At 70.6% G+C, this 22,327-nt stretch carries 20 protein-coding genes; 18 read left to right on the forward strand and 2 right to left on the reverse strand.

All coding sequences use genetic code 11. The features are described from left to right. Positions 1 to 61 precede the first annotated feature (61 nt). The 6 genes from VF092_21995 (at position 62) to VF092_22020 (ending at position 6,374) form a co-directional block, all read left to right on the forward strand. Positions 62 to 2,734, forward strand: coding sequence for a hypothetical protein (locus VF092_21995; protein ID HEX6749981.1), 2,673 nt, complete (start codon positions 62 to 64; stop codon positions 2,732 to 2,734). Between the two features lie 13 nt (positions 2,735 to 2,747). Continuing rightward, the gene (locus VF092_22000; protein ID HEX6749982.1) at positions 2,748 to 3,173 is read left to right on the forward strand and encodes a hypothetical protein; all 426 of its coding nucleotides are present in this window, start codon (positions 2,748 to 2,750) and stop codon (positions 3,171 to 3,173) included. A 191-nt stretch (positions 3,174 to 3,364) separates the two neighbouring features. After that, a complete protein-coding gene (locus VF092_22005; protein HEX6749983.1) occupies positions 3,365 to 3,853 on the forward strand; it encodes an HXXEE domain-containing protein in 489 nt (162 codons plus the stop codon). Positions 3,854 to 3,982: 129 nt separating this feature from the next. Then, positions 3,983 to 5,029: an MBL fold metallo-hydrolase gene (locus tag VF092_22010; GenBank protein ID HEX6749984.1), complete on the forward strand. Its 1,047-nt coding sequence runs from the start codon at positions 3,983 to 3,985 to the stop codon at positions 5,027 to 5,029. 119 nt (positions 5,030 to 5,148) lie between these two features. Continuing rightward, positions 5,149 to 5,583: a hypothetical protein gene (locus VF092_22015; GenBank protein HEX6749985.1), complete on the forward strand. Its 435-nt coding sequence runs from the start codon at positions 5,149 to 5,151 to the stop codon at positions 5,581 to 5,583. Positions 5,584 to 5,717: 134 nt separating this feature from the next. Continuing rightward, positions 5,718 to 6,374: a TonB family protein gene (locus VF092_22020; GenBank protein HEX6749986.1), complete on the forward strand. Its 657-nt coding sequence runs from the start codon at positions 5,718 to 5,720 to the stop codon at positions 6,372 to 6,374. A gap of 104 nt (positions 6,375 to 6,478) precedes the next feature. Here VF092_22020 and VF092_22025 read toward each other — a convergent pair whose 3' ends face one another. Then, on the reverse strand, positions 6,479 to 7,372 hold the full coding sequence (locus VF092_22025; GenBank protein ID HEX6749987.1) for a hypothetical protein: 894 nt from the start codon (positions 7,370 to 7,372) through the stop codon (positions 6,479 to 6,481). A gap of 77 nt (positions 7,373 to 7,449) precedes the next feature. Next, positions 7,450 to 7,572 carry a hypothetical protein gene (locus tag VF092_22030; GenBank protein ID HEX6749988.1) on the reverse strand — a complete coding sequence of 41 codons (123 nt, stop codon included), beginning with the start codon at positions 7,570 to 7,572 and terminating at the stop codon, positions 7,450 to 7,452. Between the two features lie 407 nt (positions 7,573 to 7,979). On the opposite strand from VF092_22030, the gene hutH reads away from it, so the two are divergent. The 12 genes from hutH to VF092_22090 all read left to right on the forward strand — a co-directional run bounded on the left by hutH (position 7,980) and on the right by VF092_22090 (position 22,285). Then, entirely contained in the window at positions 7,980 to 9,503 is a 1,524-nt protein-coding gene (gene hutH / locus VF092_22035) for a histidine ammonia-lyase (GenBank protein HEX6749989.1), read from the forward strand. A gap of 99 nt (positions 9,504 to 9,602) precedes the next feature. Then, positions 9,603 to 10,175: a Uma2 family endonuclease gene (locus VF092_22040; GenBank protein HEX6749990.1), complete on the forward strand. Its 573-nt coding sequence runs from the start codon at positions 9,603 to 9,605 to the stop codon at positions 10,173 to 10,175. A 175-nt stretch (positions 10,176 to 10,350) separates the two neighbouring features. Then, positions 10,351 to 10,914: a Uma2 family endonuclease gene (locus VF092_22045; GenBank protein HEX6749991.1), complete on the forward strand. Its 564-nt coding sequence runs from the start codon at positions 10,351 to 10,353 to the stop codon at positions 10,912 to 10,914. Between the two features lie 79 nt (positions 10,915 to 10,993). Continuing rightward, positions 10,994 to 12,670: a urocanate hydratase gene (gene hutU / locus VF092_22050; GenBank protein HEX6749992.1), complete on the forward strand. Its 1,677-nt coding sequence runs from the start codon at positions 10,994 to 10,996 to the stop codon at positions 12,668 to 12,670. Positions 12,671 to 12,819: 149 nt separating this feature from the next. Next, complete coding sequence (locus tag VF092_22055) at positions 12,820 to 13,026, forward strand: hypothetical protein (GenBank protein ID HEX6749993.1); 207 nt, start codon at positions 12,820 to 12,822, stop codon at positions 13,024 to 13,026. Between the two features lie 233 nt (positions 13,027 to 13,259). After that, positions 13,260 to 13,535 carry a hypothetical protein gene (locus VF092_22060; GenBank protein ID HEX6749994.1) on the forward strand — a complete coding sequence of 92 codons (276 nt, stop codon included), beginning with the start codon at positions 13,260 to 13,262 and terminating at the stop codon, positions 13,533 to 13,535. Positions 13,536 to 13,820: 285 nt separating this feature from the next. Then, complete coding sequence (locus tag VF092_22065; GenBank protein HEX6749995.1) at positions 13,821 to 14,765, forward strand: alpha/beta hydrolase; 945 nt, start codon at positions 13,821 to 13,823, stop codon at positions 14,763 to 14,765. Between the two features lie 14 nt (positions 14,766 to 14,779). Then, the gene (locus VF092_22070; GenBank protein ID HEX6749996.1) at positions 14,780 to 15,562 is read left to right on the forward strand and encodes a methyltransferase domain-containing protein; all 783 of its coding nucleotides are present in this window, start codon (positions 14,780 to 14,782) and stop codon (positions 15,560 to 15,562) included. 134 nt (positions 15,563 to 15,696) lie between these two features. Continuing rightward, the gene (locus VF092_22075) at positions 15,697 to 16,407 is read left to right on the forward strand and encodes a hypothetical protein (protein ID HEX6749997.1); all 711 of its coding nucleotides are present in this window, start codon (positions 15,697 to 15,699) and stop codon (positions 16,405 to 16,407) included. A 111-nt stretch (positions 16,408 to 16,518) separates the two neighbouring features. Next, positions 16,519 to 17,847 carry an ATP-binding cassette domain-containing protein gene (locus VF092_22080; protein HEX6749998.1) on the forward strand — a complete coding sequence of 443 codons (1,329 nt, stop codon included), beginning with the start codon at positions 16,519 to 16,521 and terminating at the stop codon, positions 17,845 to 17,847. Then, positions 17,844 to 21,494, forward strand: coding sequence for a M1 family aminopeptidase (locus VF092_22085; protein HEX6749999.1), 3,651 nt, complete (start codon positions 17,844 to 17,846; stop codon positions 21,492 to 21,494). Before VF092_22080 ends, VF092_22085 begins: the two co-directional genes overlap by 4 nt. Then, complete coding sequence (locus VF092_22090; protein ID HEX6750000.1) at positions 21,491 to 22,285, forward strand: ADP-ribosylglycohydrolase family protein; 795 nt, start codon at positions 21,491 to 21,493, stop codon at positions 22,283 to 22,285. Before VF092_22085 ends, VF092_22090 begins: the two co-directional genes overlap by 4 nt. The last annotated feature ends 42 nt before the right edge of the window (positions 22,286 to 22,327 follow it).

A 22,327-nucleotide genomic window follows, 5' to 3' on the forward strand; every position in this document is an offset into this window, starting at 1 on the left:
CCCTGTAGTCCGAACCGGAACCATCCCCCTCTCCATCGCGATCTCCATCTCCGAAGATGCCATGACCGAGGAGCACAGGCGGCTGGACGAGGCACGCGCGGGGACGGCGCCCTGGCGTCGCTGGGGGCCGTACCTGGCCGAGCGCGCCTGGGGCACCGTGCGCGAGGACTACAGCGAGCGCGGCGACGCCTGGGAGTACTTCCCCCACGACCACGCCCGCAGCCGCACCTATCGCTGGAACGAGGACGGGCTGCTGGGGATCTGCGACGAGGACCAGCGCCTCTGTTTCGCCCTCTCCCTCTGGAACGGCGCGGACCCGTTCCTCAAGGAGCGCTTCTTCGGGCTGACGGGGCCGCAGGGGAACCACGGCGAGGACGCGAAGGAATACTGGTTCTACCTCGACAATCTCCCCTCCCACGCGTACATGCGCGCGCTCTACAAGTATCCCCAGCGCGCGTTTCCGTACGACCGGCTGCTGGATGAGAGCCGCCGCCGCACGCGCGACGACCCCGAGTTCGAGCTGCTCGACACCGGCATCTTCGACGACGACCGCTACTGGGACGTGCAGGTGGAGTACGCCAAGTCCGCCGCGGACGACCTCCTCGTGCGCGTCACCGCCTTCAACCGCGGGCCGGACGAAGCGACGCTCCATCTTCTCCCCACCCTCTGGTTCCGCAACAACTGGACGTGGAGCAGCCACGGCGCGCATCCCACGCTCACCCTCCTCCCGCCCGACGGCGGCGATGGGACGTGCCTGCAGGTGCTCGCCGACCACCACGCGCTCGGGCGCTACCACTGGACGTGCGAGGGGCAGCCCGATCTCCTCTTCACCGAGAACGAGACCAACACCGAGCGCCTGTTCGGCTCGCCCAACGCGCAGCCGTACGTGAAGGACGCCTTCCACGCGCGCGTCGTCGACGGGCGCGAGGAGGCGGTGAACCCCGCGCGCACGGGGACGAAGGCGGCGGCGTGGTACCGCCTCTCCGTCCCCGCTGGCGGCGCAGCGTCGGTGCGGATGCGGCTCTCCGCGCACATGTACGCGCCGCCGTCGCAAGCGTATGGGGATTTCGACGCGGTGTTCGAGGCGCGCATCCGCGAGGCGGACGAGTTCCACGCCACGCTGCTGCCGCCCGAGGCGAGCGACGACGAGCGGCGGGTGCAGCGCCAGGCCCTCGCCGGGCTGCTGTGGAGCAAGCAGTTCTACCACTACGACGTGCATCGCTGGCTCGACGGCGATCCCGCCGGGCCGCCGCCGCCGGGCGCGCGCTGGGGCGGGCGCAACCACACATGGTTGCATCTCAACAACCACGACGTCGTCTCCATGCCCGACAAGTGGGAGTATCCGTGGTACGCGGCGTGGGACCTGGCCTTCCACTGCATCCCCCTGGCGCTGGTGGACGCCGACTTCGCCAAGGAGCAGCTCGTCCTCCTGTTGCGCGAGTGGTACATGCACCCCAACGGGCAGCTCCCCGCGTACGAGTGGGCGTTCGGCGACGTGAACCCACCGGTGCACGCGTGGGCGGCCATGCGCGTCTACCAGATCGACCGGCGGCTGCGCGGCGCGGGCGACACGAGCTTCCTGGAGCGGGTGTTCCACAAGCTGCTGATCAACTTCACCTGGTGGGTGAACCGCAAGGACGCCGAGGGGCGCAACGTATTCCAGGGGGGATTCCTGGGGCTCGACAACATCGGCGTGTTCAACCGCAGCGAGCCGCTTCCCGGCGGCGGCTACCTGGACCAGAGCGACGGCACCAGCTGGATGGCGATGTACTGCCTGAACATGCTGGCTATCGCGCTGGAGCTGGCGCGGCAGGACGCCTGCTACGAGGACGTGGCCACGAAATTCCTCGAGCACTTCTTCCACATCGCCCACGCCATCAACGACCGCCCGGCCACGATGGGCGACGAGGGCGTCGATCTCTGGGACAACGACGACGGCTTCTACTACGACCTGCTGCACTACGATGGGTGGATGTCGTACGTGAAGGTGCGGTCGATGGTGGGGCTGATCCCCCTGCTGGCGGTGGAGACGATGGACGCGGAACTGCTCGACCGCCTCCCCGGCTTCCGCGCCCGCCTCGAGTGGTTCCTGCGCAACCGCCCCGACCTGGTAGGCGACGCGGCCTCTGTCACCCGCGCGGGGGAGATGGACCGGCGCCTTTTCGCCGTCGTGAGCGAGAAGCGGCTGCGGGCGATCCTGCAGCGGATGCTGGATGAGGGCGAGTTCCTGTCGCCGCACGGGATCCGCTCCGTCTCGCGCCACCACGCGGCGCACCCGTACCGGATGGAGCTGGGCGGGCAGACGTACGAGGTGCGCTACGAGCCGGCGGAGAGCCGCAGCGGGCTGTTCGGGGGGAACAGCAACTGGCGGGGGCCGGTGTGGTTCCCCATCAACTACCTGATCGTGGAGGCGCTGCAGAAGTTCGACTGGTACTACGGCCCGTCGTTCACCGTCGAGTGCCCGTCCGGCTCGGGGCGGATGCTGACGCTGTGGGAGGTGTCGGTGGAGCTCTCGCGCCGGCTGATCTCCATCTTCATCCGCCACCAGGGTCGGCGCCCCGTTTTCGGCGGGGTGGAGAAGTTCCAGCAGGACCCCCACTGGCGCGACCTGATCCCCTTCCACGAGTACTTCCACGGCGACGACGGCGCGGGGCTGGGCGCCAGCCACCAGACGGGATGGACCGCGCTGGTCGCCAAGCTCATCCAGCAGAGCGGCGTGCCCGCGGTGACGTAGGATGCGCGCGCCGATGCCGCGGGGCCTGCGCGCGATCCGCGTGGCGGTGACGGTGCTGGCGCCGGTGTTCGCGCTGGCGCTGCTCGCCGCCGCGCTCGACGTGGTGCCGCGGCGCATCGGCTACTCCGTCGGCGGGCGGCCGGTCACGCGCGGTGAGTGGATGCGGCTGGCGGCGCCGCTCTTCGCCGCGTCGGCGGCATGGTTCGGCGCGGCGGCGGTGGGACTCTGGCGTGGGCGGAGATGGGGACGCGCGTGCGTCGTCGCCGCGTTCGCGACCGTGGCGGTGTATGCGCTCGGCGGGCTGCTCGCGGGGACGATGCCGGCGGCGCTCGCGTGGCGCGCGGTGGCCGAGGCGGGGGTGATCGGCGGCGCGGCGTGGTGGTACCTCTACCGCGAGCCGAACGTGGCCGCGTACTTCGACAGCCTGCGGGGGGGATGATACCCTATTGGTCGACTAGCCATGCACTCTCGAGTCGGTCAACAACATGACATCACACGGAGGAAACGGAGGGAACGGAGGGAAGACGATCGAGTTCTCAATTCCCTCCGTTTCCTCCGTTCCCTCCGTGTGATCCTTCTTTTCTGGATCGGAATGCACGGTCGTTTGCCCGATCTGGCATGAGAGATCCCATGCGACCCGACCGCGAGCACGCATTCCTCGGTGTGCCCGTGCTGTTGATGGTGCACAACTACGAGGAGATGCTGACCATCGAGCGGGCGCTGCCGCGCGTCGTGGAGCATCTCCCCGCGTCGCTAGCGGCGTTCGTCCCGACGCTGGAGCAGATGTACTTCGCGCTGGCGCTGGCGACGGTGATCCCGTGGGTGATCTTCCTCATCGCGCGGTTCGGGACGCGCGCCGGCGTGGCCCTCCTCCTCCTGCTGCAGTGCATCGTGCTGGTGAACGTCGCCTGGCACGCGGCGGCGGCCGTCTTCCTGCGCGGCTACGCGCCGGGCCTCGTCACCGCCATCGCATTCAATCTACCCTTCTCCATCTACCTGCTGCGCCGCGCGTACCGCGAGGAGTGGATCCGCCGCCGCACGCTGCTCGTATTCCTCCCGCTGGCTGTGCTGCTGCACGGGCCGCTGATCTTCGGGGTGATCCAGCTCGCGCGCGGGTGACGCCACACGTTTCCTCCAGTTTTCGAGCGATCCCAATTAACATTGAGGGCATGGCGTTGGTGATCGCCCCCACCGTCCCGTCCTTCGGCCCACCTCGAAATCGCCCCTCCCCGTGATGGAGTGCTCCCGATGAAGATGCGATCGATCGCCGCGACCGCCGCGGTGCTGCTCGCCTGCGCGCCGGCCGCGGCGCGGGCGCAGATGCACGCGCACGTGATCAACGTGGGCCAGGGCCAGTCGGTGCTGCTGGAGTTCGCCGGCGACGCGGTGCTGGTGGACGCCGGCGGCGATCCGGGCACCGCCGCGCGGCAGCATCTCAAGTCCTATCTCGAAGCCTTCTTCGCCCGCCGCACGGATCTCAACCGCACGCTCGCGGCCGTCATCGTCACCCACCCGCACATCGACCACACGCGCTTCCTGATGGAGGTGATGCGCGGCTACACCGTGCGCGAGCTGGTGGACGGCGGGCGGTCGACGAGCGCCAGCGGACTCCCGCAGGTGCGGCAGGCGCGCCGGTGGGCGACGGAGCACGACATCGTCTACAACCGCGTGCCCGATGCGCGGATCAGCCAGGGCGGCTACCAGCCGATGATGCTGCGCGGGCTGAAGACCGGCGCGTCGCAGGCCGACGTTCGCTTCCTGAACGGCGCGACGGCGTGCGCGGACGAGAACAACAACTCGGTGGCGGTGCTGGTGCGCTACCAGGCGTTCTCGATGCTCGTCCCCGGCGACGCGGAGAGCGAGGACGGCGACTGCACGCCGGCGATCCAGCGGATGCTGCGCCGCTTCGGCACCACGCTGCTGAACGTGGACGCGTACGTGGCCGACCACCACGGCTCCGACAACGGCGCCACCGACGAGTACCTGGCCGCGCTCTCGCCGCGCGTGGCCGTCATCTCCGCGGGGGACAGCATCGACACGCCGCCGCTGTTCAACGCCTACGCCTACGGCCATCCGCGCGAGCAGGCGCTGGCCGCGATCGAGCGCGCCGTTCTCGACACGCGCACGTCGCCCGCGACCGTCTGGTCGATGGACGCCGTACGGGCGATCCGCCGCGCGCGCGTTGTCTCCAAGGCCATCTACTGCACCTGCTGGGACGGCGACGTGATCGTGGACGTGGACGCCACCGGCCGGCAGATCTCCGTCCGCACGCTGCGCGCAGCGTCCCCGCCCTGAGCGCGGTTGCGGCGAGGGTGGACGATGCGGAGATTGCGCGCCGTCCCGACTCCATCGATCCGCCGAGCCGCATCCGACATGCATTCCACCCGTCCGGCCGCCGCGCCGGGTGACCGCTGATGGCGCAGAGCCGCCGCCGTCCACACGCGCCGCCGGCCGCGCGCCTTCCGGGCCTCCTGCGCGCGATCCGCATCGCCGAGCTGCTGTTCTTCCCCGTCGTCTGCTTCATGCTGCTGAGCCTCCCCGTTCCCTCCGTCACCAGCGCGGGCGAGATGGTGACGTACGCCATCCTGGTCGCGGAGGCGTTCGCGGCGGTGGCGGTGTTCGTGGGGCTGGGGAGGAAGAAGACCTGGGCGTGGCTGCTGGCGATCGTACTGGCGGCGTGGGTGCTGACGGGGATCGTGCGCCTGGGCCGCCTGGCGTCGCTCGCCAGCCAGCCGGGGAACACGGTGCTGGTCTGGTCGCTGATACTGGTCGCGTGGACGTTCCTCGTGCAGCTGGTGATCCTCGGCTGCTGCCTGGCGTTCGTCCCCCGGCGGCGCGAGCTGGGCTGATGCCGCGCTTGCGCGCCGCCGCGAATCTCCCGAAACTCCATCCGTTCCCAGCCGCCGAGACCCGCCCCGGATCACCTTCTCCCGAAGGCCGGTCGCGTGCGCCCCTCGTTCGCCATCTCCATCCATCCGACCCGATGAGGCTCCTCCGGATCGCAGCGCTGGCGCTGGCCGCGATGATCTCCGCGCGCGGGGTGCACGCGCAGACCGCCGCCCCCGCGCCGCGCGACTCCGCGTCGGCGGCGTTCCTGCAGCGGCTGGCGGCGGACGCGCGCGCCGCGGCGGGCGCCGGCGCCAAGGGGCTGGTCGTGTTCACCGCGGAGCCGGCGGCGGGGCGCGCGGAGCTGAAGCTGGCGCACGCGACGGTCGCGGACAGCGCGCTGGCGCCGGTGCTGCAGCGGGCGCGCGCGGGGCTGGGCTCGCTGGCGGCGGCGGCGTCTGTCGTCTGGCACTTCCGGCTGGACTCGGCCGCGGGCGGCGCCAACGGGCCGGCGAAGCAGCCCGCGATCCGCAACGCGGCCGAGGTGCGCGCGCGGGTGCTGCGCTACGTGGCCGAGCACTTCGCCAGCATCTTCGAGGGGCGGCGCGGGCTGCGCGTGGACCTGCTGATGGTGGTGGCGCAGGAGGGCGACGTGGCGTGGGCGAAGGTCGCGCGCTCCAGCGGCAACGCGCAGGTCGACGCCGCCGCGCTGGAGATCGCGCGCACCATGCGCTTCACCCCCGCGGAGGCGGGCGGCCGGCCGGTGGACACGACGATGACCTTCCCCCTCCACTTCGTCGTGGGAGAAGCCTGAGGGCTCGGAACAAGCATCACGCGGAGGCGCGGAGGACGCGGAGAAGGTCTCTCGCCGTTCTCCGCGCCTCCGCGTCTCCGCGTGAGACCCTGTCTGTTTGCGGTCTACTTCGATGACAGCCAGTCGAGGATGGCGTCGCTGACCGCGTAGTCGCTCACCGCGTCGAAGGCGGCGAACATCGGGCTGGAGTTGACCTCCATGAAGCGCAGCTCGCCCGTCTCGGGATCGGCCTTGAAGTCCGCCGCGCCGTAGTCCATCTCCAGCGCGTCCATCAATCTCCCGAGCCCGGCGAACACGCCGGCGTCCACCTCGCCGGGGGCCAGGTGAACGACGCGGCTCTGCTCGTCGACGCGGTAGTCCAGCTCGTCGGATTCCACGCGGAAGGCCTCGAACCGCCGCCCGGCTCCCACCCCCACGGCGTAGACGCGCACCTCGGGCGGAACCAGGCGCTGCTGCACGAACGCGGGCGCGGCGGAGCGGCCTTCGCGGCGCTCCGTCTTCTCCAGCAGGTCCTCCATCTTCTGCGCGAACCCCCCGCCCGGTACCGGCTTGGCGATCATCGGCCCGAGCTCGCCCGCGCGGCGCTCCAGCGCGTCCAGCTCGTTGGTGATGAGGGTGCGGGGGATGGGCAGCCCCACCCGGCGCGCCAGGTCCAGCATGAACGGCTTGTTCCCCTCGCCGCGATAGCGCCGGTTCAGCATCCGCACGCCGGGGTGCGCCAGCAGCCAACCCAGCAGCGTCATGTACCACGCCTGCGAGCGCAGCTGGGTGACCGGGCGCTTGTCGGCGAGCACCGAGAACACGTCGTAGCGCAGGAACACGCCGCCCGGGCACACCTCCTCGCCGTCGACGGCCAGCCGCTCGGACTGGAAGTCCCAGGTGAGCGCGGGGTTGGCGGCGCCCACGCGCAGCACCCGGGCGCCCAGCCCGCGCTGCTCCATGCGGCGGACGATGGAATCGACGTTGAAATCCGCTTCGCCCCCGGCGATCAGCAGCACGGTCCGGATCTCCTGCGACAGGGTGGAAAACAGGGCGGGCGGCCCCGGAACGAGGCCGCCCGCCCGCTCTGCCGGGCTCAGAACGAGCCGAACGGGTTGTCCACCGGCGTGGGCGACGGAGCGAACAGGTCTTCCTCGCACCCGCGGTTGGTCGTGGGGTTCGTGTCCTCGCCGCAGGCCTGCGTCTTAGTGCCGAGCATCGGGCGCCTCCCTGTGTGCGGTTATGGGTGCCGCTACCGCGCAGAATCGGCACCCGTTATCCGCAACTTATCACACTACGTTGGGGATGCGTCAAGGGCGCCGAAATCGCCGTTTCGTGCTGCATCAGGCCAGTGTTGCAGAGAGATCGGTACCTGGACGAGATGCACGTTGCAACGCTCGTTATGATCCACGACGGGGCAGGATTCTCTGTCTCATTCCACGCGCGTCCGCAGGGTTGAAACATCCCCCTATCCACCTTCGAGCAGGAATTCAGGACCTCTGGCCTCCCGATCGTCGAACCGCTTCGTTTGTTCGATGATACGGAGCTGCCGATCGCGCCGCCTCGTTGCCGCGCCCGGCACCGCGCGGCTATTCTGTGCGCCCAAACTCTCAACGCGGAGGCGGGATGCGGGTCGAGATCGACGGCGACGGGCTGACGCTGGAGGAGGTGGAGCGGGTGGCGCGCGATGCCTCCGCCGAGGTGGCGCTCGCGCCGGGGGTGGAGGAGCGCATCGTGCGCTCGCGGGCGGTGGTGGAGGATGCGATCCGCCGCGGCGCGGTGGTTTACGGCGTCACCACCGGCTTCGGGCGGCTGGCGGAGACGGTGATCCCGCTCGACCGCATCGAGGAACTGCAGATCAACCTCATCCGCAGCCACGCCTGCGGCACCGGCCCCGCGCTTCCCCGCGACGAGGTGCGCGCCATCACCCTGCTGCGCGCGAACGTGCTGGCGAAGGGCTTCTCCGGCGTCCGCCCCGTGGTGGTCGAGCGGCTGCTGGACCTGCTGAACCGCGGCGTCCACCCGGTGATCCCCGAGCAGGGCTCCGTCGGCGCGTCGGGCGACCTGGCGCCGCTCTCGCACCTGGCGCTCGTCCTGGTCGGCGAGGGCGAGGCGGAAGTCGGCGGCGAGACCGTTGCCGGCGGCGAGGCGCTGCGACGCGCCGGGCTGGAGCCGCTGCGGCTGCAGGCCAAGGAAGGGCTGGCGCTGAACAACGGCACGCAGGTGATGACGGGGATCGGCGCGCTGGCCCTCCTCGGCGCCGAGCGCGCGGCCGAGACGGCGGACGTGGCCGGCGCCATGTCGCTCGAGGCGCTGCGGGGGACGCCGGACGCCTTCCACCCGGCCATCATGCGCGCACGCCCGCACCCCGGCCAGGCCGCCAGCGCCGAGCGCCTGCGCGCGCTCCTGGCCGACAGCGAGATCCGCGAGAGCCACCGCTACGGCGACCCGCGGGTGCAGGACGCGTACTCCCTGCGCTGCATGCCGCAGGTGCACGGCGCGGCGCGCAACGCCTTCGCCTACGTGCGCCAGGTGCTGGAGACGGAGGCCAACAGCGCCACCGACAACCCCCTCATCTTCCCCGGCGAGGACGGCGGTCTGGTGATCAGCGGCGGCAACTTCCATGGCCAGCCCGTCGCCCAGGTGCTCGATTTCCTGGCCATCGCGCTGGCGGACCTGGCGTCGATCTCGGAGCGGCGGATCGAGCGGCTGGTGAACCCCGACCTGAGCGGCGATCTCCCCCCGTTCCTCACGGACGACGCGGGGGTGAGCAGCGGCTTCATGATCGCGCAGATCACCGCCGCCGCGCTGGTGAACGAGTGCAAGGCGCTGGCGACGCCGGCGAGCGTGGACTCCATCCCTACCGGCGCGGGGAAGGAGGACCACGTAAGCATGGGGATGACGGGCGCGCGCAAGCTGCGTCAGGTGCTGCGCAACGTGGAGACGGTGCTGGGGCTGGAGCTGATGATCGCCGCGCAGGGGCTGGAGCACCGCAAGCCGCTGCGCCCCGGCCGCGGCGTGGAGCGCGCATACGCCATCCTGCGCGAGCGCATCCCCCCGCTCGACCGCGACCGCATCCTCGCGCCCGACATCGAAGCCGCCGCCACGCTGGTGCACAGCGGCATTTTCGCAGAGATTTGGAAGGGGTGACGCTCGCCATCCGCGAAGGGCGAGCGGGATATTCCTGAACGACGAACGCCCAGCAGCACGACTCGCTCCCGCGCGATGGGAGCCGCACGGAGGTGCACGATGTCGACACAGCCCGCAGCCCGTCCCTGGACGTACGAGGAGTTCGCGCGTCTTCCGGACGATGGGCAGCGCTACGAAGTCATCGGGGGAGTGTTGTACGTGTCTCCTGCTCCGCAACCGCTTCACCAGGAGATCTCGGCTCGCCTGTTCGAGCTGCTGAGGCCGTTCGCACGCAAGAACGGACTCGGCCGTGTGTTGTCCGCTCCCATCGACGTGCTCTTCGGTGATGGCGACTACATGGAACCCGACCTCGTGTTCATCCGCGCCGGCCGGAGAGGCGTGTATACGAAGCGCGGTCTCGAATCCGCTCCCGATCTGGTGGTCGAGGTGATCTCTCCCACGACGGGGCTGCGCGACCGCAGCATCAAGCGCGAGCGGTACGCGCACTTCGGCGTTCCGGAATACTGGATCGTCGATCCGTCCGCGGAGCGGATCGAGGTGTATCGCCCCGAGTCCGAGGCGCCATCGGTGCTCATCACCGATATCCTCGATTGGCAGCCCGTCCCGGACGGTCCGAAGCTCACGATCGACGTGGTCGAGCTCTTCAGCGACCTCGACGAGCTGCTGGAATAGCGCGGTGGTCAATCCACGCTATCAAAGCTGTGCGAGCGGCGGAGACGGGTGGACGCCGACGCCGAGGTGCCGGAGCTGGTTCCGGAAGTCGGGTAGGGGCGGAGCTTGTATCCGAACGTAGAGCGGTTTACGCACGACTCGCTCCCGCTCGCTGGGAGCCGCACGGAGGTGCACGATGTCGACACAGCCCGCAGCCCGTCCTTGGACCTACGAGGAGTTTGCGCGTCTTCCGGACGATGGCCAGCGCTACGAAGTCATCGGGGGGGAGCTTTTCGTGTCGCCCACGCCAAAAGCGATTCACCAGAAGATTTTGATGCGCCTGGGGGCCGCGCTCGAGGTGTTCGCGGTCGAGCACGGCGTCGGGGAGGTGTTCGGGCCATTGGACGTGTTGTTCGGCGAGGAGGACTATATCGCGCCGGATCTCGTGTTCGTGCGTCGCGAGCGGATCGACATCGTGACGGATCGGGGAGCGGAAGGTCCGCCCGATCTCGTGATCGAAGTGCTTTCGCCCAAGACGGCGATCCGCGATCGCGGGATCAAGCGCGAGCGGTATGCGCACTTCGGCGTCCCCGAATACTGGATCGTGGATCCCACGCGGCGGCGGATCGAGGTGTATCGTCTGCGGGAGGATGCGGAGCGGCCGGCGGAAATCGCCTCCGAGCGGCTCGAATGGCAGCCGGTTCCGGATGGCCCTGTCCTCACGCTCGACGTGCACAAGCTGCTCCGCGACTTCCGCTGATCGTCCCGGAGCCGGCCGCCGCTTCTCCGACGTGATACGAAGGTCCGACGACCATAACGGGAATCCCATCGAGCCATAGATGACCACCATCGCCGAGGCGCCGACGGGGGCGCGCCGCACCATCCGCGCGCCGCGCGGGACGGAGATCTCCTGTCGCGGATGGCCGCAGGAGGCCGCGCTGCGCATGCTCATGAACAACCTCGACCCCGACGTGGCCGAGCGCCCCGAAGACCTCGTCGTCTACGGCGGCACCGGGCGCGCCGCGCGCAGCTGGGAGGCATTCGACGCCATCGTCGCCACGCTCCGCCAGCTCGCCGACGACGAGACGCTCATCGTCCAGTCCGGCAAGCCCGTCGCGGTCCTCCGCACGCACCGCCATTCGCCGCGCGTGCTCATCGCCAACTCCAACCTCGTCCCCCGCTGGGCCACGTGGGAGAAGTTCCGCGAGCTCGAGCGGCTGGGGCTGACCATGTACGGCCAGATGACGGCCGGGTCGTGGATCTACATCGGCACGCAGGGGATCCTGCAGGGGACGTTCGAGACCTTTGCCGAGGTGGCGCGGCGGCACTTCGGCGGCTCCCTGCGCGGCACCTGGACGCTGACCGGCGGGATGGGCGGGATGGGCGGCGCGCAGCCGCTGTCGGTGACCATGAACGAGGGCGCCGTCCTGGTCGTCGAGGTCGATCCGTGGCGGATCGAGCGGCGCATCCAGACGCGCTACTGCGACCGCATGACGCACGACCTGGACGAGGCGCTGCGCTGGACCTTCGAGGCGCGCGACGCCGGCCGCCCCCTCTCCGTGGGCCTGGTCGGCAACTGCGCGGAGGTGCTGCCGGAGCTGGTGCGGCGCGGCATCACCCCCGACGCGCTGACCGACCAGACCAGCGCCCACGACGCGCTGAACGGCTACGTCCCCGCCGGGCTCTCGCTCGACGAGGCGGCCGGCCTGCGCGAGTCCGATCCCGCCGAGTACCAGCGGCGCTCGATGGCGTCGATGCGCGCGCACTGCGAGGCCATGGTGGAGATGATGCGCCGCGGCGCCATCACCTTCGACTACGGCAACAACCTGCGCACCCAGGCGCTCGATGCCGGGTATGCCGACGCGTTCGCCTTCCCCGGCTTCGTCCCCGCGTACGTCCGCCCGCTCTTCTGCCAGGGGAAGGGGCCGTTTCGCTGGGTGGCACTTTCGGGCGACCCGGCCGACATCCACCGCACCGACGACCTCGTGCTGGAGCTCTTCCCGCACGACGACCACCTGCGCCGCTGGATCACCCAGGCGCGCGAGAAGGTGGCGTTCCAGGGGCTCCCCGCGCGCATCTGCTGGCTGGGGCAGGGCGAGCGGGCCAGGTTCGGCGTGGCGCTGAACGACCTGGTCGCGCGCGGCGAGCTGAAGGCGCCCATCGTCATCGGCCGCGACCACCTCGACACCGGCTCGGTCGCCTCGCCCTTCCGGGAGACGGAGGGGATGAAGGACGGCAGCGACGCCATCGCCGACTGGGCCATCCTGAACGCGATGGTGAACGTGGCCAGCGGCGCCAGCTGGGTGTCGTTCCACCACGGCGGCGGGGTGGGGATCGGGAACTCGCTGCACGCCGGGCAGGTGATCGTGGCCGACGGCACGCCCGAGATGCGCGTCCGCCTGGAGCGCGTGCTGACGAACGATCCGGGGATGGGTGTCGCCCGCCACGCCGACGCGGGGTACGAGGACGCCGTCGAGACGGCGCGCCGCGAGGGGCTGAAGCTGCCGATGCTCTGATCCCCCGTCACGCCGCGGCGCGTTCGCGCGCCCCGGCGGAGCTGGATGAGAGATCCTGTTGTGACTCAAAGCGCGTGATAATCGTATATTTGGACGATCCGGTGCATGGACCGGCCACCGTATTCACGCGTTTCACACGGGAGGGTGCAATGAAGAAGCTCAGGCTGAGGATGGACGAGCTGTGCGTCGAGTCGTTCCCGACGGCGGAGGGCGTCGGCGACCGGGGGACGGTGAACGGTGCGGGCCGCACCTTCCCGGGTACCGGCTGCCACTCGTGCGAAAACCCGTCGGCGTGCATCGAGACGTGCCCCAACACCTGCGACAACTCGTTCGACCTCTGCACCTGCGCGTGCTGATCCACGACCGGGAATGACGGCCGGCGGGTGTCACCCGAAACGGGCGCCGTGCGTTCACCGTACGATCATCCTGGGACGGGGCGATGCGGTTCGGCCGCCGAGGCGCTGGCGCGTCCAGCGGCACTCCATCGCCATCCCCGCCCCGGGCCTGATCGCACCCGCGAGGACGTCCGTGCGACGCTGATCCGCGAGTGCATCCCTCCTTTTCCATCCCCCCACTCCGGAAGGCTGCCATGAAAAAGCTGAAGCTGGACGTCGGCGAGCTGTGCGTGGAATCGTTCCCCGTGCACGAGGGCGAGGCGCTCCGCGGCACCGTGGCGGCCGCCGCGACGATCTTCGGCACCAACGGGTGCTACACCTGCGATGCCAGCCGCTGCATCGCCACCTGCCCCAACACCTGCGACAACTCGCTGGACTACTGTACCTGCGCGTGCAGCGACGACTGCAGCTACACCTGTCCGGAGCCGACGCAGGCCACCGGCGTCTGCGTCTGCATCACGGAGCCGTGACGGGACTGCGCGGCTGACTTCCGCCGCCTGCCCGCATCCGCGGGTGGGCGGCGTCTCGTTCGCCGTGCTCGATCTGCGCCGGACCTTCGACAAGCCGGCCCCGACGCTTTATCTTCATCGCCGCTCGGCCGGCGAAGTCCCACCTGTACGCCCGCCCCGCTGGACAGCCCCACCGCGCATATTCGCGCAGCACCCAATCCGATCCGTCCGCGCCACCGGTGCGTCGAGGATCGGCTATCTCGTTGTATCCTCATCATTTCAGTCTATTCGGACGGGAGCATGGTCATGGCTCAAGGTCCCATCGCCCCATCGAGAAAAGACGAGCGAGACGAGAACGCGGGCGCGAAGGCCGTCCCCCGCGTGCACTGGATCGGCGTCGGCGGCACGCGGCTGCACGTGCTGGACTGGGACGGCGGAGGGCGGCCGGTCGTCTTTCTCCCCGGGCTGGGGCAGAGCGCGCACGTCTTCCGCGCGCTGGCGGCGGAGCTGGGCGCCGGCTTCCGCTGCATTGCCGTCACCCCGCGCGCGCACGGCGAGAGCGACACGCCGGAAGCCGGATACACGCTGGCCGGCTTCGCGGGCGACGTGGCGGCGGTGATGGACGCGCTGGAGATCGGACGCGCGGCCGTCGTCGGCCACTCGTTCGGTGGCGCGGTGGCCACGCGTCTCGCGGTGGATCGCCCCGCCCGCGTCGCGGCGATCGTCTACCTGGACTCGCTGACCGACTACCGCGGCGTGAGCCACATCCAGTATCGCAACCCCGCGCGGCCGCCCGCGCTCGAGCCCGGCGCGGACGACGCGGCGGAGCGCGCGTGGCACCGCACCTACGTCTACGGGCTGTGGGACGACGCGCTCGAGGCGGACTGGCGCGCGCGTCCGGCGACGTCGCAGGCGCGGGCCCATCGCCGCGAGCTGCTGGCGGAGCTGATGGACGTGGCCGTGCACTCGCGCGAGCCGTTCCCGGCGCTGCGCTGCCCGGCGCTGGCGCTGATGGCGGCGGAGACGGTGGAGGCGCAGTTCCCCTGGCTGGCGCCCGACGATCCGCGCCGCCCCGCCGCGGAGAAGTTCGTGCGCGAGACGCGCGCGCCCTGGCGCCGGCTCTCGGCCGAGCGCTTCCGCAGGGAGGCCCCGAACGCGCGCGTGGCGGAGGTCGCCGGCAACCACTTCTTCTTCCTCTCCGCGCCGCGGCAGACGGCGGCGGAGATCCGCGCCTTCCTGCACTCCACCTGACCTGAAACGGCCTGATGACGATCGGAATGGGGTACGTCGATCCCACCTACCTCGACGCGGCCGCCCGCCTGGTGGCCCGCGGCAAGCGGCTGAGCCACGAGCGGATGCGGCTGTCGCCGGGCGACGTGGTGCTGGACGTGGGCTGCGGGCCGGCGAGCGACACGCTGGCGCTGGCGGAACTCGTCGGCCCCGGCGGCGTGGTCCACGGTGTCGACCGGGACGAGGTGATGGTGGAGGAGGCGGAGCGCCGCGCCAGCGAGGCGGGCCTCTCCGGCCGCGTGGAGCACCGCCGCGGCGACGTCTACGCGCTCCCGTTCGCCGACGCCACCTTCGACGCGGTGCGCAGCGAGCGCCTCTTCCTCCATCTCCATCACCCCGAAAAGGCCACGGCGGAGATGGTGCGCGTGACGAAACCCGGCGGCCGCGTGGTACTGATGGACACCGACTGGGGGACGCGCTCGGTCGACACGCCCGAAGTCGACGCCGAGCGGAAGATCGCGCGCGTGCTCACCGAGACGTGTCTCGCCAACGGCTACTCCGGCCGCCGCCTGTACGGGCTGATGCGCGGCGCGGGGGTGACGGATCTCACCGTCGACCTCGTCCCCCTGCACGTGGACGACTACGAGCTCTGGCGCCTGCTCTCGCGCATGGAGATGGCGTTGGAGGAGGCGGTGCGGACCGGGGCGATGACGGACGACGAGGCGCGGCGGCTGGACGACTCCCTGCGCGAGAAGGACGCCGCCGGCACCTTCTTCGCCTCGACCACGGTGATGCTGGTGGCGGGGATCAAGGGATGATCCGGGAGGGGAAGATCGCTGTCCCGGGATTTCGTTCGGGATCGGCCGGCATGTCGCAGAAACGGGCGTTTGGACGTTGTACCCGCCGGAAGTCCAGCCCCACCGTCCCGCTTTCCTTCTCCGAAGCACCGTCCGTGCTCGAGCGACTCCCGCTGTTCGCACTCCCGGCGCTCTTCGCCTGCGCGCCGGTGATCACGCACGGCCCGCGCGTGGAGCCGGGGACCACCGTCACCGCGAACTTCGGCCTTCCCGCGCTGGAGTGCGGGAAGGGAAACGGGTGCGGCACGGGCATCGCCCCCGCGTTCAGCTTCGGCGTGCGCCGCGGGTTCGTGGCCGAGTCGGCGCGCGGGCCCGCGTTCCTGCTCGGCCTGTCGCTCCCCGTCTTCGACCCCGCGGCGCCGGAGCTGGACGCGTACGTGCAGGCGCCGGCGCCGGGGCTGTTCGCCGCGGGCGCGGGCGCGCTGGCCTCGCCGCACCACCTGGAGCCGTACGTCGAGGCCGGGCTCTCGCGGCCGAACGGCGACGGATGGTTCGTCACGGGGGGATACGCCTGGCTCTTCGCCGACCCGCGCAGCTACTTCCTGAGCGACGACGCAACGAGGATGCAGCAGGCGCCGCGCTACTGGGCGCCGGGCGTGGGCTTTCACGGGCACATCCTCGGGCGCAACCTCACCGCGTATGCATCCGGCGCGATCGGGCACTACGTGGACCGGGAGCTGCGCTACGGTCCGGAGCGCGTCGATACCGTGGTGGCACGCAAGAAGGTGCGGATGCTGGTCATCGGCATCTCGGGGCAGATGTCGCCGCGCGGCCTGCTGTCGTTCCCGCTTCCATTCCCGCACTGAGCGGGTCTGTCCTCATCACGCACGAAACGGCGGCGGCGGGTGACATCCCGCGCGCCGCCGTTTATCATCCCCCGTCGTCCTCTCCCGTCCCTCCTTCCGCTGCCGCGCCTGATGGACCTGGTCATCGAGCATCTCTGGAAGACGTATCCCAACGGCGTGGTGGCGCTGCGCGACGTGTCGCTCACCATCCCGCCGGGGCTGTTCGGGCTGCTGGGGCCCAACGGCGCCGGGAAGAGCACGCTGATGCGCATCCTGGCCACGCTGCAGGAGGCCGACACCGGCACCGCGCATCTCGGCGAGATCGACGTGCTGCGCGACCGCGACGCCGTCCGCCGCACGCTGGGATATCTCCCGCAGGAGTTCGGGCTGTACCCGCGCATCAGCGCCGAGGCCATGCTCGACCACTTCGCGCTGCTGAAGGGGATCACCAGCCGCGGCCAGCGTCGCGAGACCGTGCACGCGTTGCTGCAGCAGACGAATCTCTGGAGCGCGCGCAGGCAGCGGCTGGGCGGCTTCAGCGGCGGGATGCGGCAGCGCTTCGGCATCGCCGTGGCGCTGATCGGGCAGCCGCGGCTGATCATCGTCGACGAGCCCACGGCGGGGCTGGACCCGGCCGAGCGCGCGCGCTTCCTGAACCTGCTGAGCGAGCTGGGCGAGAACGCGGTGGTCATCCTCTCCACCCACATCGTGGAGGACGTGAGCGACCTGTGCACGCGCATGGCCGTCATCCAGGGCGGCCGCATCCTGCTGGAGGGCGCGCCGGCGCGCGCGGTGGAGGCGGTGCGCGGCCGCATCTGGCGGCGGCAGGTCGACCGCACGGAGCTCCCCGTCTTCGAGCAGGCGCTCCCCGTCATCTCCACCACGCTGGTCGGCGGGCGCACGGTCATCCACGTCCACGGCGACGCGCCGCCCGACCCCACCTTCGAGCCGGTGGAGCCCGACCTCAAGGACGTCTACTTCACCGTGATCCGGGGGATTCCCGTCGACGCGCGCGGCCTGAGGGTCGAGCCGTCGGGAGATGGGATGCCGCCGCCGCCCTTCGTCTCCCGCGTGATGGGGGATGAAGATAGCGGGGCGATGGAGATGTCTGCTGGGGCGACGGAGATGTCATCCGCACCACCGCCGGAGGAGGCGCGCGACGTTCCTTCTCCGGAGATGACGGATGCGGCGCGCGCGGAGATGCCATCCTCGCCGGGGATGGAGACGCCGACCGCGGCGGTGGAATCATCACCAGCGCCCGAGGTAATCCCGCCCGCGCCGATGTCATCGTCACCAGCGCCCGAGGTGACGTCGGACGCGCCGCCGCCCGCTCCTGAGCGCGCCGGACCCGGCGCGGCGCACGTGCCCTTCTTCGGCGATCCGCGTGCTGGCGTCTCGCGCGAGAACCGCGACGCCGTGCCGCCGGCGGATGCCGATACCGAGCGCGGCGAGGCGCCGTGATCACCGTCTTCCGGCTGGCGTGGTTCGACCTGCGCTACCAGCTGCGGCGCGTGGCCACCTGGGTGTACTTCGCCATCTTCGGCGCCATCGCGTTCACGGTGATGGCGGCGGCGGGCGGCGCCTTCGGCGGCGACACGGGCTCGGCCATCATGGTGGTCAACTCGCCGATGCGCATCGCGCGGCTCCTCCTGCTCCTGTCGGTGATGGGTGTCCCCGTCACCGCCGCGTTCGCGGGGAACTCCGTCTACCGCGACTTCCAGACGGGCGCGTATCCGCTCTTCTTCACCACCCCCATCAAGCCCGTGAGCTACCTGGCGGGGCGATGGCTGGGGGCGGTGCTGGCCAACCTCGTCTGCTTCGCCGGCGGTATCCTGGGGATGCTGCTGGCGTGCGTGTGGCCGACCGTGCACCGCGACCGCATCGGCCCGCTGCACGCGATGGACTTCGTGCTCCCGCTGGCCCTCCTCGTCGTCCCCAACCTCCTCTCCACCGCCGCCATCTTCACCACGCTGACGGCGCTCACCCGGCGCATGCTCCCCGCGTACGTGGGCGGGGTGACGCTGCTCCTCGGCTGGGCTGTCTCCCAGGCGTTCGTCAGCCTGGTGGGCGACGACACGGTGCAGCGCCTGGCCGACCCGTTCGCGCTCACCACCGTGGTCAAGGCCACGCGCTACTGGACGGTGGTCGAGCAGAACCTGTCGCCGATCCCGATCGACGGCGTCCTCGTGGCCAACCGCGCGATCTGGGTGGGCCTGGGCGCGCTGATGTTCCTGCTCGGCGCGCTCACCTTCCGCTTCCGCCAGACGGGAAGCGAGGGGCGCGTCCCCGCCTTCCGCCCGGGGATCGACGACGCGCCGCCGCCGCACCCGCTCTTTGTTCCCGCGGCCACGCGCGCGTTCACCGCCCGCGCGCGGCTGCAGCAGCTGGCGGCCGAGACGCGCAGGTCCATCCGCGAGGTGGTGTTCAACGTCTGGTTCCCGCTGCTGCTGGGCATCTGCCTGACCTTCGTGGCCATCGGCGGCACGCAGGTGGGCAGCATCTACGGCACGCGCACCTTTCCGGTCACCTACAAGGTGCTGGAGCTGGTGACGGGCACCTTCCTCCTCTTCATCGTCGTCATCATCGCCTTCTACGCGGGCGAACTGGTGTGGAACGAGCGCGAGAGCCGCGCGGCGGGGATCCACGACGCGCTCCCCGTGCCCACCTGGGTGCCGTTCCTCGCCCGGCTCTTCGCGCTTCTCGCCGTCGTGCTGGGCCTGCAGGCGGCATCGATGGCGTGCGGGATGGCCATCCAGGCGGGATACGGCTACTTCCGCTTCGAGCCGGGGCTGTATCTCCGCTCGCTCTTCGTGCACCAGCTGTTCGGCACGCTGCTGCCGGTCGTCTTCCTCGCGCTGCTGGTGCAGACGCTGGTGAACCACAAGTACGTGGGCCACCTCGTGGTCATCCTCGTGTTCGTGGGCCAGGGGCTCGTCTACTTCCTGCTCGGCATCCAGCACAACCTGCTGATGTACGGCAGCACGCCCACGCTGGTCTACTCGGACATGAACGGCTTCGGCCACGCCGAGGGCGCGTGGGCGTGGTTCGCGCTCTACTGGCTGCTGGTGGGCGTGCTGCTGCTGGTGATCGCGAGCCTGTTCTGGGTGCGGGGACAGGAGACGGGGCTGCGGTGGCGCCTCCGGCTCGCGCGGCGGCGGCTGACGCCGGGGCTGCTGGGCGTGGCCGCGGGGGTGATGGCGCTGGTCGCGGCCACGGGCGGGTTCATCTTCTACAACACCAACGTCCTCAACCACTTCGAGAGCAAGAAGGAGGGCGAGCGCGTCCAGGCCGACTACGAGAAGCTGTACAAGCGGTGGGAGTGGGCGCCGCAGCCGCGCATCACCGCCGCGGCGCTGAACATCGACGTCTATCCCGGCACGCGCGACGTGCGGCTGCGCGGCGCCTACACGCTGGTCAACCGGACGGATCGCCGGATCGACTCGCTGCACGTCGACATCCCCAACTCGCTGGGCGTGCGGCTGCTGGCGCCGGAGCGGCCCGCGCGGCGCGTGGTGGCCGACTCCGCGCGCGGCTACTACGTCTTCCGCCTCGCCACGCCGCTGGCGCCGGGAGATTCGACGAGGCTGCGCTTCGACCTGCGGCAGGTGAACCGCGGATTCGAGAACGAGCCGTCGTATCAGCCGGCGGTGAACAACGGCACCTTCTTCAACAGCCAGTTCCTTCCGCACATCGGCTACAACGCCGAGGGCGAGCTGATGGACGAGGGCGTGCGCGCGAAGTACGGGCTGCGGACGCGCCCGCGCGCCGCGAACATCCACGATCCCCGCGCGCGGACGCGCAACTTCGTCAGCAGCGACGCGGACTGGATCGCGTTCGACGTCACGCTGGGGACGTCGGCGGAGCAGACGGCCATCGCGCCGGGGTATCTCCGCCGCACGTGGAGGGAGGGGGATCGGCGCTACTTCCGCTACACGATGGACGCGCCGATCCTGAACTTCTACGCCTTCCTCTCCGCGCGCTACGCGGTGCGGCGCGACCGCTGGCGCGATGTGTCCATCGAGGTCTATCACCACCCCCCGCACGGGTACAACGTGGCGCGGATGATCCGCGCGGCGAAGGCGGCGCTGGACTACTGCACGCGCGAGTTCGGGCCGTACCAGCACCGCCAGGTCCGCATCCTCGAGTTCCCGCGCTACGGCGAGTTCGCGCAGAGCTTCGACAACACCATCCCCTACAGCGAGGCCATCGGCTTCATCGCCGACGTGCGGAGGGACGACATCGACTATCCGTACTTCGTGACCGCGCACGAGGTGGCGCACCAGTGGTGGGGGCACCAGGAGGCGCCGGCCGACGTGCAGGGCGCGGCCATGCTCAGCGAGACGCTGGCCGAGTACACCGCGCTGATGGTGATGGAGAAGGAGTACGGGCGGGAGAAGATCGGCCGCTTCCTGCGCTACGAGCTGGACCAGTACCTCGATGGGCGGGGATTCGAGGGGCGCGCCGAGGAGCCGCTGGTCCTGGTCGAGAACCAGCAGTACATCTACTACAACAAGGGCGCGCTGGCGATGTACGCGCTGCGCGACTACATCGGCGAGGCGGCGGTGAACGGCGCGCTACGGGCATTTCTCGCGGAGTGGCGCTTCCGCGGACCGCCGTACCCCACGTCGATCGACCTCGTCCGCCACCTGCGCGCGGCCACACCCGACTCGCTGCAGTACGTGGTGACGAACCTGTTCGAGCAGGTGACGCTCTGGGAGAACCGCGCCGTCTCCGCGCGCTCGCGCCCGCTTCCCGGTGGCGGGTACGAGGTGACGCTGACGGTGGAGGCGAAGAAGCTGCTGGCCGACTCGCTGGGCGCGCAGGAGCCCCTGCGCGTGGACGACTGGGTGGACGTGGGCGTGTTCGCCGGCTCGCGGGTGGCGTACCTCGCGAAGCAGCACCTCACGCGCCCGCGCGAGACCTTCCGCATCGTCGTGCCCACGCCCCCGGACAGCGCCGGCATCGACCCGCAGCACAAGCTCATCGACCGCGACCTGAAGAACAACGTGATCCGGGTCACGGGCGAGAACGGCTCTCCCGCCCCCGTCCTGCCGCGGCGGCGGCCCACGCCAGCGCGCGCCGATTCCCCGGCCGGGCGGCGGCGATGATCGGCGCCATCGCGGGAGACGTGATCGGCTCGGTCTACGAGGCCCGTCCGTGCAAGGACCCGGGCTTCCAGCCGCTGGTCGCGGACGATGCGGTGTTCACCGACGACACGGTGCTCACCGCCGCCACCGCCCAGGCCATCCTGCGCGGCGGCGACTACGCGGCCGCGTACCGCGAATGGGGGCTCAGGCATCCGCTCGCCGGGTACGGGGGCACGTTCCGCCAGTGGCTGCTCACCCCCGGCGCGGGACCCTACAACAGCTGGGGGAATGGGAGCGCGATGCGCGTCAGCCCCGTCGCTTGGGCGTTCCACTCGGAGTCGGACGTGCTCCGCGAGGCCGGGCGCAGCGCCGCGGTCACGCACGATCATCCCGAGGGGATCAAGGGCGCGCAGGCGGTCGCGCTGGCGATCTTCCTGGCGCGCCGCGGGGCGGGGAAGGAGGACATCCGCCGGGAGATCGCGGGCCGGTTCGGCTACGACCTCTCGCGCACGGTGGACGAGATCCGGCCCGGGTACGGATTCCACGTCTCCTGCATGAAGTCCGTCCCCGAGGCGCTCGTCGCGTTCCTCGACTCCCGCGACGCGGAGCACGCCATCCGCCTCGCTATCTCGCTCGGCGGCGACGCGGACACGCAGGCCGCCATCGCCGGCTCCGTCGCAGAGGCGTTCTACCGCGGCATCCCGGAACCGGTGCGTGTGCCCGTGCTCGAGCGGCTCACGCCGAATCTGCGCGCGGTGCTGGACGAGTTCGAGACGCGATACGTCCGTCCCGCGCAAAGCACATCGCAGTGATACCGTTTCGGCCGATTGACCGTGCACTCCGAATTCCTCAAC

The organism is Longimicrobium sp., from assembly GCA_036377595.1.
Lineage (GTDB): Bacteria > Gemmatimonadota > Gemmatimonadetes > Longimicrobiales > Longimicrobiaceae > Longimicrobium.

Bases quoted from the DNA above. Each gene is read 5' to 3' on its own strand.
- VF092_21995 (HEX6749981.1), top strand. From the start codon at position 62: ATGACCGAGGAGCACAGGCGGCTGGACGAGGCACGCGCGGGGACGGCG.
- VF092_22000 (HEX6749982.1), top strand. From the start codon at position 2,748: ATGCCGCGGGGCCTGCGCGCGATCCGCGTGGCGGTGACGGTGCTGGCG.
- VF092_22005 (HEX6749983.1), top strand. From the start codon at position 3,365: ATGCGACCCGACCGCGAGCACGCATTCCTCGGTGTGCCCGTGCTGTTG.
- VF092_22010 (HEX6749984.1), top strand. From the start codon at position 3,983: ATGAAGATGCGATCGATCGCCGCGACCGCCGCGGTGCTGCTCGCCTGC.
- VF092_22015 (HEX6749985.1), top strand. From the start codon at position 5,149: ATGGCGCAGAGCCGCCGCCGTCCACACGCGCCGCCGGCCGCGCGCCTT.
- VF092_22020 (HEX6749986.1), top strand. From the start codon at position 5,718: ATGAGGCTCCTCCGGATCGCAGCGCTGGCGCTGGCCGCGATGATCTCC.
- VF092_22030 (HEX6749988.1), bottom strand. From the start codon at position 7,572: ATGCTCGGCACTAAGACGCAGGCCTGCGGCGAGGACACGAACCCCACG.
- hutH (HEX6749989.1), top strand. From the start codon at position 7,980: ATGCGGGTCGAGATCGACGGCGACGGGCTGACGCTGGAGGAGGTGGAG.
- VF092_22040 (HEX6749990.1), top strand. From the start codon at position 9,603: ATGTCGACACAGCCCGCAGCCCGTCCCTGGACGTACGAGGAGTTCGCG.
- VF092_22045 (HEX6749991.1), top strand. From the start codon at position 10,351: ATGTCGACACAGCCCGCAGCCCGTCCTTGGACCTACGAGGAGTTTGCG.
- hutU (HEX6749992.1), top strand. From the start codon at position 10,994: ATGACCACCATCGCCGAGGCGCCGACGGGGGCGCGCCGCACCATCCGC.
- VF092_22055 (HEX6749993.1), top strand. From the start codon at position 12,820: ATGAAGAAGCTCAGGCTGAGGATGGACGAGCTGTGCGTCGAGTCGTTC.
- VF092_22060 (HEX6749994.1), top strand. From the start codon at position 13,260: ATGAAAAAGCTGAAGCTGGACGTCGGCGAGCTGTGCGTGGAATCGTTC.
- VF092_22065 (HEX6749995.1), top strand. From the start codon at position 13,821: ATGGCTCAAGGTCCCATCGCCCCATCGAGAAAAGACGAGCGAGACGAG.
- VF092_22070 (HEX6749996.1), top strand. From the start codon at position 14,780: ATGACGATCGGAATGGGGTACGTCGATCCCACCTACCTCGACGCGGCC.
- VF092_22080 (HEX6749998.1), top strand. From the start codon at position 16,519: ATGGACCTGGTCATCGAGCATCTCTGGAAGACGTATCCCAACGGCGTG.
- VF092_22090 (HEX6750000.1), top strand. From the start codon at position 21,491: ATGATCGGCGCCATCGCGGGAGACGTGATCGGCTCGGTCTACGAGGCC.